At 63.2% G+C, this 12,417-nt stretch carries 12 protein-coding genes; 6 read left to right on the top strand and 6 right to left on the bottom strand.

Annotation, left to right across the window (positions count from 1 at the left end):
- Window positions 1-159 precede the first annotated feature (159 nt).
- Complete coding sequence (locus tag SX1_RS10460; RefSeq protein ID WP_019052951.1) at window positions 160-888, top strand: hypothetical protein; 729 nt, start codon at window positions 160-162, stop codon at window positions 886-888.
- Window positions 889-1,006: 118 nt separating this feature from the next.
- Here SX1_RS10460 and msrA read toward each other — a convergent pair whose 3' ends face one another.
- The 5 genes from msrA to pabB all read right to left on the bottom strand — a co-directional run bounded on the left by msrA (window position 1,007) and on the right by pabB (window position 5,338).
- The gene (gene msrA / locus SX1_RS10455) at window positions 1,007-1,678 is read right to left on the bottom strand and encodes a peptide-methionine (S)-S-oxide reductase MsrA (protein WP_019052950.1); all 672 of its coding nucleotides are present in this window, start codon (window positions 1,676-1,678) and stop codon (window positions 1,007-1,009) included.
- Window positions 1,665-1,817, bottom strand: a complete 153-nt coding sequence (locus tag SX1_RS24505) for a hypothetical protein (protein WP_017182607.1) — start codon at window positions 1,815-1,817, stop codon at window positions 1,665-1,667. Before SX1_RS24505 ends, msrA begins: the two co-directional genes overlap by 14 nt.
- Before the next feature lie 358 nt (window positions 1,818-2,175).
- Entirely contained in the window at window positions 2,176-3,378 is a 1,203-nt protein-coding gene (locus SX1_RS10445) for a pyridoxal phosphate-dependent aminotransferase (RefSeq protein ID WP_017182606.1), read from the bottom strand.
- Between the two features lie 127 nt (window positions 3,379-3,505).
- Entirely contained in the window at window positions 3,506-4,129 is a 624-nt protein-coding gene (locus SX1_RS10440; RefSeq protein ID WP_019052949.1) for an aminotransferase class IV, read from the bottom strand.
- 33 nt (window positions 4,130-4,162) lie between these two features.
- Entirely contained in the window at window positions 4,163-5,338 is a 1,176-nt protein-coding gene (gene pabB, locus SX1_RS10435; RefSeq protein WP_019052948.1) for an aminodeoxychorismate synthase component I, read from the bottom strand.
- 94 nt (window positions 5,339-5,432) lie between these two features.
- Here pabB and SX1_RS10430 point away from each other — a divergent pair, with 94 nt between their 5' ends.
- Window positions 5,433-5,816: a DUF983 domain-containing protein gene (locus tag SX1_RS10430; protein WP_026149658.1), complete on the top strand. Its 384-nt coding sequence runs from the start codon at window positions 5,433-5,435 to the stop codon at window positions 5,814-5,816.
- Window positions 5,817-5,828: 12 nt separating this feature from the next.
- On the opposite strand, the gene SX1_RS10425 is transcribed toward SX1_RS10430, so the two are convergent.
- Window positions 5,829-6,266 (bottom strand): acyl-CoA thioesterase, encoded by a 438-nt coding sequence (locus SX1_RS10425; protein ID WP_017182602.1) that lies wholly within the window; start codon window positions 6,264-6,266, stop codon window positions 5,829-5,831.
- Window positions 6,267-6,502: 236 nt separating this feature from the next.
- On the opposite strand from SX1_RS10425, the gene SX1_RS10420 reads away from it, so the two are divergent.
- The 4 genes from SX1_RS10420 to SX1_RS10405 all read left to right on the top strand — a co-directional run bounded on the left by SX1_RS10420 (window position 6,503) and on the right by SX1_RS10405 (window position 12,113).
- Window positions 6,503-8,800 (top strand): TonB-dependent receptor, encoded by a 2,298-nt coding sequence (locus SX1_RS10420; protein WP_019052946.1) that lies wholly within the window; start codon window positions 6,503-6,505, stop codon window positions 8,798-8,800.
- 119 nt (window positions 8,801-8,919) lie between these two features.
- Entirely contained in the window at window positions 8,920-10,143 is a 1,224-nt protein-coding gene (locus SX1_RS10415) for a YceI family protein (RefSeq protein ID WP_019052945.1), read from the top strand.
- Window positions 10,144-10,258: 115 nt separating this feature from the next.
- Window positions 10,259-10,615: a Rap1a/Tai family immunity protein gene (locus SX1_RS10410; protein ID WP_019052944.1), complete on the top strand. Its 357-nt coding sequence runs from the start codon at window positions 10,259-10,261 to the stop codon at window positions 10,613-10,615.
- 127 nt (window positions 10,616-10,742) lie between these two features.
- Complete coding sequence (locus SX1_RS10405) at window positions 10,743-12,113, top strand: class II 3-deoxy-7-phosphoheptulonate synthase (RefSeq protein WP_017182598.1); 1,371 nt, start codon at window positions 10,743-10,745, stop codon at window positions 12,111-12,113.
- The last annotated feature ends 304 nt before the right edge of the window (window positions 12,114-12,417 follow it).

The following is a 12,417-nucleotide window of genomic DNA, read 5'->3' as shown; positions in this document are numbered from 1 at the left end:
TACTTGACACCATGAAGTCAGCAACCAGCTATTACAATCAAAATATTGGGTCTAATCTGAGCACCGCCCTTAAGTCCCTTAGCGGCAGCAAGCTGAACCAGCTGAACAATGGCACATACGCACTTAAGTCACAGGAACTTGCAGTACTGAGATCGCAAGTTGCTGAGTGAGTCTGATCTTAAACAATGGCTCCACAAGGAACTCAAGCAGCTTGATAAGCTGCTATTGATACTGGCCACGTTTGACGCTCCCACAAAGCTCGCCGGTATACGGGAGCGCGGGGCCGAAGCTGGGCTGAAGATCGGCAAGACTTGGAACCCCTCCGCTTCACTAGGCAAAAGCAAGGGACTCGCTATTCGTGTGCCAGAGGGGTGGGAGCTAACGGAGTCAGGCAAGGCATATCTCCGCAACCTAGGCGTCACATCGCTTAGCCCCGCCGCGATGCAAGTCGCGACGGACCTTCGAGCTCACCTAGGCAAGATAATCAATTATAATACGCGCGCGTTTGTTGAAGAGGCGATCAAGTGCCACGAGAGTGCCTTGTATCGCTCGGCGGTTGTCATGTCGTGGCTCGCTGCTGTCGATGTTCTGCATAGAGTTGTCGTCGCCAATCACCTTGCGGCCTTCAACGCCTCCGCGAAGTCTGTAGATGCGAAATGGAAAGACGCTGTCAATGAGGACGGCGTTGGCCGCATGGGCGAGGAAAAGTTCCTTGAGCGATGTGCCGCAATCAGCGTTCTAGGCAAGAATCAAAAGGATGAGTTGCTTAAGGGCCTTAAGCTACGGAATGGCTGCGGTCACCCGAATAGCCTAAAGGTCGGCCCGAACGCGGTAGCAAATCATATTGAGATACTTTTGCTCAACGTCTTCGAGCCATTTCAGGTGTGAAAAGGGTGGCGAGGCGAACTAGGCTTGGATCGGTGGGCGACGCCGCGCAAACGGCAGCTTTCCATTGATCTAAGCATCGAACCGAGCTTTCCCCTATCGGCTATCCCCCCAAACCGCCTCAAGCCGACGGTTTATCCCGATACAGCGCCGGGAACATCGCCTTGAACGCCGCCAGCTTGGGGGCGTCCCAGCGCAGGATGTAGGGATGGCGCGGGTTTTTGCGCATGAAGTCCTGATGATAGGCGTCGGCGTCCTGAAAGCCGGTGAAGCGCTCCACCCTGGTCACTACCGGGTCGCGCCACAGGCCGGCCTTGTCGAGTTGCGCCAGATAGGCGGTCGCGGCCTTGGCCTGTTCGGCGTTCAGCGGAAAGAGCGCGCTGCGATATTGGGTGCCATGGTCCGGCCCCTGATAGTTGAGCGTCGTGGGATCGGCGATGACCGAGAAGAAGATGCGCAGCAGCGTGGCGTAGCTGACCTGTTTGGGATCGTAGGTGACGCGGACGGCTTCGGCAAAGCCGGTGTCGCCGCCGCTGACCATATCATAGTCGACGCGGCGGTTGCGCGGGCCTCCGGCAAAGCCTGACTTGACGAGCTGGACGCCCTTTACATGGGAAAAGACGCCTTCGACGCCCCAATAGCAGCCGCCTGCGAATATCGCGGTTTCAAGGCTGCGGGTGGGCGCGGCGTCGATGGTGGCGACAGGGGCAAGGACCGGGCGCTCGGCGCGCACCGGGGACGCGACGGCGATCGCCGCGAAAATGGCAAGGGCGATGCCGTCAGCGCGCCGCATGATGGGCGCTGGTCGCGGCGATCGCCGGGGAACTGAGGATCGGTTGTTCATCGGGCTGGAGCATGACCATGCCGACTGCACCGATCGCAAACCCGCCCAGAAAGCGCAGGAATAAATCGGATTTCAAAAACGTCATCATGGCCTGTGCCTTTCTTATTCTTTGGTTTCGGCTGATCAGGCCGATCGGTTACATCCCCGTGCCTTGCCCCTTGCTGAATATCGCGCCGCGCGGGTGCGGCTTTCGACAGAGGCAAGAAACAGAACGACGAACGGAGAGTCGCCTTCAATCAGTTTCGTTATGCAACGCGGATATAGAGCGTTCCGCGCTGCCTGCAAGACGGCGCGGGTGGAAAAGGACCGTTTCCCTTTTCGTCACCCTGAACTTGTTTCAGGGTCCATCGCGCCAGATCAAGCGGCGGCTGGTGGGACACAATGGATGCTGAAACACGTTCAGCATGACGGTAGAGAGAAAGCGGAAAGTCCCGTGCCGGGGAGGTTTATTTCAGAGCGGCGCAGGCTTCCTGGATGCGGGTGCAGGCCTTTTTCAGCACCTCTTCCGACGTCGCATAGCTGATGCGGAAGGCGGGCGAGAGGCCGAAGGCTGCGCCATGGACGGCGGCGACCTTGGCCTCGTCCAGGAAATAGCCGATCAGCGTTTCGTCGCTGTCGATCGTCACCCCCTTGGGCGTCACCTTGCCGATCACGCCGCTGGCGTCGGGATAGACATAGAAAGCGCCTTCGGGCGTCGGGCAGTCGAGGCCCGGCGCGTCATTGAGCATCGCGACGACCATGTCGCGGCGCTTCTTGAACGCGGCGTTGCGCTCTTCCAGAAAATCCTGCGGCCCGGTGAGCGCGGCGACGGCGGCGGCCTGGCTGATCGAACAAGGGTTGCTGGTCGACTGCGATTGCAGCTTGCCCATCGCCTTGATGATCCATTCGGGGCCACCGGCAAAACCGATGCGCCAGCCGGTCATCGAGAAAGCCTTGGAACAGCCATTGACCGTCAGCGTGCGGTCATACAGTTCCGGGCAGACCTGCGCGATGGTGGCGAAGGGGGTCGTCGCGTACCAGACATGCTCATACATATCGTCGGTCATGATGAGGACATGGGGATGGCGCAGCAGCACGTCCGCCAGTTCCTTCAGCTCCGCCGCCGAATAGGCCGCGCCGGAGGGGTTGGACGGCGAATTGAGCATCACCCATTTGGTGCGCGGGGTGATCGCCGCTTCCAGCTGGGCGGCGGTGATCTTGTAGCCCTGGCTCGCCGGACCTTCGATGAATACCGGCGTGCCGCCAGCGAAATTCACGATGTCGGGATAGCTCACCCAATAAGGCGCCGGGATGATGACTTCATCGCCCGCGTCAACGGTGGCGACCAGCGCGTTGAACAAGGTGTGCTTGCCGCCGGAATTGACCGTGATCTGGCTGCGCTTGTAGGTCAGGCCATTGTCGCGCTGAAATTTGAACATCACCGCTTCCTTGACGTCGGCGGTGCCGTCCACGTCGGTATAGCGGGTCAAGTTGTTGCGAATGGCGGCAATGCCCGCTTCCTTGACGAAATCGGGCGTGTCGAAATCCGGCTCCCCGGCCGACAGGCCAATCACGTCCACGCCCTGCGCCTTGAGCGCATTCACGCGCGCGCTCATGGCGAGCGTGGCGGACGGCTGGATACGACCAAGGGCGGCGGAAGTCTGGCTCATGACAACAATCTTTCGAAAGAATCCCCAACGCCCGCAACATTAGCGGACGCGGCGGTCCTTAGTGCGCAACGGACGCAGGGGCAACCAGCCAGTTGCCGCTTCCTGGCTTTACGGCAGAATGATGTGGCTAATGCGCCAGTGTCGCGGCGACCATGCCGCGCGCGGCATTGCCGATGAAGAAGCCATCGTCGAGATCATGCGGGCGAAGATCGGCCTCCACCGCCTCGCCCATGTCGATCAGGCTCTGGCGCAGGATGCCGGGCAGCAACCCGCGCGATCGCGGCGGGGTGAGCAATTTGTCGCCCCGCTCGACAAAGATCGAGGAGAAGCAGCATTCGGTGAGATAGCCCTGCGCATCGATCAGCGCGACTTCATAGGTGCCGCCGCGTTGCAGCGCATCGCGGTAGAGCGAACGGTCGGTGGTCTTGTGCAGCAGGCGCAGGTCGTCGGCGGGCGCATGGCGCGGCACGACCTTGACCGGCACGATCGCGCCCGGCCAGGCGATCCGGTCGCGCACCTCGATCGCCACCGCCCCGCCACGCGACACCATCAGCCGCACCCGGCTATGGTCGCGCAAACGGAAGGTCGCGGCCTGCAATTCATTGCGCACGCCATGGCGATCGAAGGCGAAGCCAAGCGCATCGGCGCTCGCCTTCAACCGGGCAAGGTGCAGCTCCAGCAACCTGATGCCTTCGAGCGGGTCGAAGGCCATGGTTTCGAGCAGATCATAGCGTCCATCAGCCAGTGACATTCGCGCTATTCCAAACCTTTGGCGGCCAATATGTCAAGCGCCCGCAAGAAACCGCCCCTTGGCCAGACATTCCGCCCACTCAGAGCCAGCCTCTGAATCCACCACCAGACCAGAGCCAAGCCCCAGCCGCCCGACGCCCGCGCCCTCATCGATCGTCAGCGTGCGGATCGCGACGTTGAAGGCGGCGTCGCCATCCGGGTCGATCCAGCCCATCGATCCGGTATAGACGCCGCGTGCATGGGGTTCGAGCGCGTCGAGTATCTCCATCGCCCGCACCTTGGGCGCGCCGGTGATCGATCCGCAGGGGAACAGCACCCGCAGCACATCGACCGGCGACAGGCCGGGCAGGATGCGCGCACGCACGGTCGACACCAGCTGATGGACGGTCGGATAGCTTTCCACCTTGAACAGGTCCGGCACGGTCACGCTGCCCGCGCGCGACACCCGCGACAGATCGTTGCGCAGCAGGTCGACGATCATCAGATTTTCCGCGCGCTGCTTGGCGTCGCCCTGCAACCATCGGGCAAGCGCCGCGTCCTGATCCGCTTCGGCATGGCGCGTGGCGGTGCCCTTCATCGGGCGCGCGGTCAGCTGGCCGCGTACCAGCGTGAAGAAGAGTTCGGGCGAGAAGGACAGCAACGCCTGCCCCCCGGTGCGGATCACCCCGCCATAGCCCGCCGCCGCGCGGGGCCGGACCGCGGCATAGAGCGCCATCGGATCGCCGCTCACCCTGGTTTCGCAGGGGAAGGTCAGGTTCGCCTGATAAATGTCGCCCGCGCGAATATAGTCCTGCACCGCGTCGAACGCCGCGCGATATTCGGCTTCGTCGATCAGCGGGCGGGGCGGCGTCACGCTGGCCCCGGCGGGATCGGGCAGCAGGTCGGGCAGCGTCCCCGGCGCGATCAGCCGGACGCCTTCGAACAGGCCGAACCACAGCAACGGCGTGGCACCGCCCTTTGCCTCTGCGCGAGCGGCGACCGGCGCGAGCCTGTCTTCCAGCGCCAGCCCCGCTTCATAGGTCATATAGCCCGCGACATGCAGGCCATTTTCCCGCGCATCGGCCAGCCGGTCGAGCGCGGGCTGGACCTCCTCCATGCGATGGGCTGCAATGATGCCGACCGGATCGCGATAGAGTCGCGCCGGGGCTGCGCCGCGCACGCGCGCATCGTCGAACAGGGCAAAGATTTCGGACGGACCGGGGAGACGCATGGCGGCTTATTAACAGGCTTTTGCGCAGGCGAAAGAGTCAGTAAGGGAATATGCCATGTTGCGCAGCACCGCCGCAGCCACTACCTCAGCGCCCATGCCCGACCAGACACCCGACGCCGCACCCGATCGCCCGCTCGCCGCCGCCATCGGCCTGGCGCTGCGCGGGCGCTGCCCGGCCTGTGGCGAGGGACGGATGTTCGCCCGCTTCCTCAAGCCCACATCCGCCTGCGCCCATTGCGGCCAGCGCTGGGACGGGCACCAGGCCGACGATTTCCCATCCTATATCGTCATCCTTCTGCTGGGCCATATATTGGTCCCGCTGATGATAGAGGTGAACCGCGCGCTCGACATTCCGCTGGGATGGCAGGCCGCGATCTGGCCTGGCCTGGCGCTGCTGCTGGCCGTGGCGATGATCCAGCCGGTCAAGGGCGCGGTGATCGCCTTTCAATGGTCCCGGCGGATGCACGGATTTGGGTGAATAAACCCCGCATCACGCCGGTCGGCGGATGAAATTCAGTTCCATCGCTTCGCGCAGCGTCTCGTCAATCTCGCGCCGTCCTTCGGCCCCATGGGTGACGACGGTGGTGTCGCAGGTGGCGACGCACACGCCCTTCTGAAACCCGGCCGAACTGATCGTCCAGCTGGTGCGGCCGATATGGCCGATCGCGCAATGGACGTCGAACGGATAGGGGAAATGCGATTCCTCGATGAAATTGAGATTCACGTTCGCCACCATCCAGCGCACGCCCTGTTCCTGCGGATGGCGGCCCATATGATGGTGGAAACGGATACGTGCGGTCTCGAATATGCCGGAGATCGCCACATTGTTGATGTGGCCCATCGTATCGAGATCCTGAAAGCGGGAATCGATGCTGGTCACGAAGCGATAGGCTTCGGGACTGAAACGCCAGGATTCGGGTTTGGCCATGTCCTGCTTTCCAATAAAATAGGGATGGTCATGCCATAGCCGTCATGGCCAGTGATGCAATCACGCCAGCGAAAATGGCGCGACTGCGACCTTTATGACACAATCCATATCAAGATACGCATCACAGGAATGTCATGCAGGCGACGCCAATTCGTCAAGCTCCTCTCATTGCAGTGCAACATCACGCGCCTACGGCCCCGAACCAAGCCGATTACGGTTCTTGAAGGGGAAAATTCATGCGTCCTGCCACTGCCCTGCTGCTCGCCTCCACCATGCTGGCGGCTACGCCCGCCTTTGCCCAGACGGCGGCGCCCGCCGCCGATGCAGCGCCCGACGAAGCGACGATCGTCGTCTTTGGTCGCGGCGAAACCCGCCAGGTGCAGGAAATCAAGGCGCAGGAAATTGTCGTACTGACGCCGGGCACCAATCCGCTCAAGGCGATTGAAAAGCTGCCCAGCGTCAATTTCCAGTCCGCCGACCCGTTCGGCAATTATGAATGGTCGCAGCGCGTCACCATCCGCAGCTTCAACCAGAACCAGCTTGGCTTTACCTTCGACGGCATTCCGCTGGGCGACATGAGCTATGGCAACCATAACGGCCTGCACATCACCCGCGCGATCAGCAGCGAAAATATCGGCAGCGTCCGCGTGTCGCAGGGTGCCGGTTCGCTCGGTACGCAGGCGACCGGCAATCTGGGCGGCACGGTCGAGACATTCTCGGCTGACCCGACCGGCGAGATGGGCGCACAGGGCAATCTGACCTATGGCAGCAACGACACGGTCCGCGCTTTCGCCCGCCTCAATCTGGGCACCAGGGACGGCGTGCGCGGCTATGTGTCCTACGGCTATGGATCGACCGACAAATATAAGGGCCAGGGCAAGCAGGACCAGCATATGGGCAATGCCAAGGTGATCGTGCCCATAGGCGAGGCCAAGATTGACGGCTGGCTGAGCTATTCCGACCGGCGCGAGCAGGATTATCAGGACATGTCGATGGGCATGATCAATCGGCTGGGCTGGGACTGGGACAACACCTTTCCCGACTATGCCCGCGCGATCGACTATGCCAGCCGCCTGAACGACGTGGACCTGGTCAGCAACAGCGGCGGATCGCCCTTCCCCGATGGCCGTTTCGACTATAGCGGCGCGTCCGTCGCCACTGGCCAGACCTATCCGGGCAATGTGACCAGCGCCGACGACGCCTATTATGACGCGGCGGGGCTGCGCAAGGACTGGCTGGGCGCGATCGGCCTCAACACGCCGCTGGGCGAGATGGCGACGCTGAACCTCAAGGGCTATTATCACAATAATAGCGGCATGGGCCTGTGGGCGACCCCCTATGTGCCCAGCCCCAACGGCGTCCCCATGTCGGTGCGGACCACCGAATATAAGATGGACCGCATTGGCGCGTTCGGCAGCGTCGATTTCACCATCGGCAGCCAGAATCTGAACGTCGGCGCATGGTATGAAAATAACAAGTTCAACCAGGCCCGCCGCTTCTACGCCTTCTCCAGCCGCACCGAGCCGGGCCTGTCCTTCCGCGACTATCCGAAAAATCCCTTCTTCACCCAGTGGGAGTTCGATTTCACCACCGACACGTTCCAATATCATGTGCAGGACAAGATCGACCTTGGCATGGTGACGATCAATCTGGGGTGGAAGGGCTTTTCGGTCACCAACAAGGCGGAGGCGGTCGTTCAGGCCAGCTTCCCGCAGGGCAAGATCAAGGCGCAGGACTGGTTCCAGCCCACTGCCGGTTTCGTCGTGAAGGTCAGCCCCGACGCGGAAGTCTTTGGCGGCTTCAGCCAGTCGACCCGCGCCTTTGCCAGCGCCACGACCACCGGCCCCTTTTCGACCAATCAGGCCGGGTTCGACGCGATCAGGAATAATCTGAAACCCGAAGAGTCGGACACCTACGAACTCGGCCTGCGCTACAACACGCCGGTCTTCAGCGGCACGCTGGGTGCCTATCTGGTCAACTTCCGCAATCGCCTGCTGGCGGTGCAGGTCGGATCGGCGATCCAGGGCAACCCCTCGGCGCTCCAGAATGTCGGCGGCGTCCGCTCCGTCGGCGTCGAAGCGGCGGGCGACCTGAAACTGGGCGGCGGCTTCAGCCTCTACGCCAGCTACAGCTACACCGACGCGACCTATCGCGACGATGTCTTGAACGGCAATGGCGATCTTGTCGCGGCGATCAAGGACAAGACCGTGGTGGACAGCCCCAAGCATATGGCGCGCGGCGAATTCAACTTTGACGATGGCCAGCGCTTCTTCCGTGTCGGCCTCAACTATATGTCGCGCCGCTACTATAGCTACACCAATGACGCCTCGGTCCCCGGCCGCCTGATCGTCGACGCCTCGCTTGGCTATCGCTTCACCGACAAGGTGGAAGTGCAGCTGAACGCCACCAATCTGTTCGACAAACGCTATGTCGGCACGATCGGGTCGGGCGGCTTTGGCAATAGCGGCGATGCCCAGACCCTGCTGGTCGGTGCGCCCCAGCAATTCTTCGCCACGCTGAAGGCCGGCTTCTGATCTGAAAAAGGCCGCGCCTATTCTCGGTCATAGGCAACGCAGCGTTTCCCGGCAGGGCAATGGACTTCATGACGCGCGGGGCATAGCTTCGCCGTCAGGTCCATCCTGCCGGGGGTTTCATGCCACGCTACAGCCTTGTCGCCATCATCCTGCACTGGGCGATCGCGGCCCTGCTCGCTTTCCAGATCAGCGTCGGCTGGGCGCTGGAGGATCTGGGCGCGCGGGGCTTTGCCCTGTACCAATGGCACAAGTCGGTCGGCATCACGATATTGGTGCTGACCCTGCTGCGGATCGTGGTGCGCTACTGGAAGCCGCGCCCGGCAAAGCTGGAGGGCGGCTGGCAGGGCGCGCTGGCGTCGGGCGTACATTTTGGTCTCTACGCCTTCATGCTGGGCGCGCCGCTGAGCGGCTGGGCGCTGGTATCGACCGCCAAGGTCAAGGTGCCGACCCTGCTGTTCGGCGTCCTGCCCCTGCCCCATCTGCCCTTGCCCGCAAGCGCGCATGAACTGGCGGAGGGCGGCCATGGCCTGATCGCCTGGCTGGGCATCGCGCTGTTCCTGCTCCATGTCGCGGGGGCGCTGCGCCATCATTTCCTGATCCGCGACGGGCTGATCTGGCGGATGATACCGGGCCGGTCGATCGCGCTGCTGATCATCCTGCCCGCGCTGATGCTGCTGGGCCTGGTCGTCGGCAAGGCGATCCTGCCCGCCCCCGCGCCAAAGGCCGCCGCCGCAGTCGAAGCCCCCGAACCGCAGGAAAATATCGCCCAACCCGCAAATGTCGTGGAGGCCGCACCGGACAACGCCGCCGCCAACGTCACCGAGGCCGCCCCGGAAGCGCCCCCCGCCCCGCCGCCTGCCTGGACCGTGCAGCCGGGCGGCACGATCGGCTTTTCCGTCGGCAATGATGGCCAGACGATCAGCGGCAGCTTCGCCAAATGGACCGCCGCGATCGTCATGGACCCGGACCGTCCTGAAACCGCCGACATCAAGGTGACGATCGACATGGCCAGCGCCAGCGTGGGCGACGCCTATCAGGACGGGATGCTGCCGGGCGACGAATTTTTCGCGGTGGCCGCCCACCCCACCGCAACCTTCACCGCGAAGGGCGCGGAGAAGAGCGGCGCGAACGCCTATCGCGCCACCGGCACGCTCAGCCTCAAAGGCGTCGCCAAGCCCCAGACCATCCGCTTCACCCTGTCGGGCGACGGCGCGACCCGCAAGGTCAGCGGCACCGCGACCATCGCCCGCGCCGCCTTTGGCGTGGGCAATGGCGAGAGCAGCGGCGGACTGGCCCCCCAGGTGGCGCTGACCTTCGCCTTCACCGCCCGTAAAAAGGATTGAGGCAAAAATAAGCGTGCTCCCGCGCAGGCGGGAGCCCAGTCGAGGCGCTGGAACTGGGCTCCCGCCTGCGCGGGAGCACTATTATACTATTCACGACCTGTTGTTTGGAAACCCTATGCGCGCACTCCCCATCCTCATCGCGACCGCGTCGCTGGCCGCCACCTCCCCCACACCCGCCTCGGCCCAAGCCTTCATGTTCGAAAGCGGCACGTCGCTGCTCGCCAAATGCCGCAACAAGGCGCCCGAATATGCGCTGGCCTGCACCGCCTATATCGTCGGCGTGGTCGATGGCATCCGCAAGGACAGCTTCATCGGCCGTGGTCGCCCGATCTGCTGGCCTGACAAGATGAGCGCGGACGATGCCCGCCGCACCGTCGTCGCCTATCTCGAACGCTGGCCAGACCAGCGGCGCGGCCCCGCTTCCGTGCTGGTCAGCGTGGCGCTCAACGAACGCTATCCATGCCAGAAATAGCGAATCGATCAGTCTGATCGAAAGGATCATTGCGCCCGCGCGCCGGAATACTGCTATAAACTTGCCTTGGACGGCGCGGCGGCGTAGGTGCGGCCCCTGTTTTTTTGGTTCATTTAGGAGACTCGTCGTGGCGGCGAAATGGACGCCGGATAGCTGGCGCGCGCATAAGGGCATTCAGATGCCCGCTTACCGGGACACACAGGCGCTCGCCGCCGTGGAGGCCCAGCTTGGCCAGTTTCCGCCGCTCGTCTTTGCAGGCGAGGCCCGCAACCTGAAAACCGACCTGGCGAAGGTCGCGGCCGGTGACGCCTTCCTGTTGCAGGGCGGCGATTGCGCCGAAAGTTTTGCCGAGTTCCACCCGAACAATATCCGCGACACGTTCCGCGTGCTGCTCCAGATGGCGGTCGTGCTGACCTTCGCCTCGAAGCTGCCGGTGGTGAAGGTCGGCCGCATGGCGGGCCAGTTCGCCAAGCCGCGCTCGGCCGATACCGAAGTGGTCGGCGGGGTTGAGCTGCCCAGCTATCGCGGCGACAATGTCAACGACATTGCTTTCACCGCACAGGGCCGCGAGCCGGACCCGCAGCGGATGGTGCAGGCCTATAACCAGTCGGCAGCAACGCTCAACCTGCTGCGCGCCTTCTCGACCGGCGGCTATGCCAGCCTGGATCGCGTCCATGGCTGGATGCTCGATTTCATGGGTCGCAGCCCCTGGGCCGCGAAGTTCGAGGCGATGGCCGACCAGATCGGCCAGGCGCTCGATTTCATGCGCGCCTGTGGCCTGGACGCCGAAACCGTGCCGCAGCTTGGCGGGACCAGCTTCTACACCAGCCATGAAGCGCTGCTGCTGCCGTTCGAACAGGCGCTGACCCGGCAGGACAGTCTGACCGGCGACTGGTATGACACGTCCGCCCACATGCTGTGGATCGGCGACCGCACCCGTTTCGAAGGGTCGGCCCATGTCGAATATCTGCGCGGCATCGGCAATCCGATCGGCATGAAGTGCGGCCCCAGCCTGGAGCCGGACGCGCTCATCCGCCTGCTCGACCTGCTCAACCCGTCGCGCGAAGCCGGGCGCATCACGCTCATCACCCGCTACGGCCATGACAAGATCGAGGCGGGCCTGCCCAAGCTGGTCCGCGCCGTCCTGCGCGAAGGCCATCCGGTGGTGTGGTCCTGCGACCCGATGCACGGCAATGTCATCAAGGCCGCCAATGGCTACAAGACACGGCCGTTCGAGCGTATCCTGGCCGAAGTGCGCGGCTTCTTCGCCGTTCACCGCGCCGAAGGCAGCTTCGGCGGCGGCATCCACGCGGAAATGACCGGCCAGAACGTCACCGAATGCACCGGCGGCGCCATCGCCATCACCGACGAAGGCCTCGCCGACCGCTACCACACCCATTGCGACCCGCGCCTGAACGCGGCGCAAAGCCTGGAGCTGGCTTTCCTGCTGGCCGAAATGCTGAACGAAGAACTGAAAGAACGCCGCGCCGCGGCGTGATTTGCGCTCCTCGCGCAAGCTGGAGGGGCAGCGAGACTTGGGCGCGCAGCGCCTTAGTCGCAGCGGGGTGGGCCAACGCAACCTCGCGCAAGCCCACCCCCTAACCCCCTCCCGCCTGCGGGAGGGGGGATCCGCGCTACAGAAATCCCCTATTTTCCACGGACGATCGTTTCTGGCTAAGTTGGGTGGATTGGAGACAGTCTGTTTCTTGGTTCCGTAGTCTAGATAACTGACACGTACTTCGCGTGCGTTTGCCAGTTCAGTCCTTCCCACATTTTGCGTTCTAAGTGGATGGTGGCATAGG

The sequence above is a fragment of the Sphingobium xenophagum NBRC 107872 genome (genome assembly GCF_000367345.1).
In the GTDB taxonomy this organism is placed as follows: domain Bacteria; phylum Pseudomonadota; class Alphaproteobacteria; order Sphingomonadales; family Sphingomonadaceae; genus Sphingobium; species Sphingobium xenophagum.
This window is presented reverse-complemented; position numbering and strand designations above follow the sequence as displayed.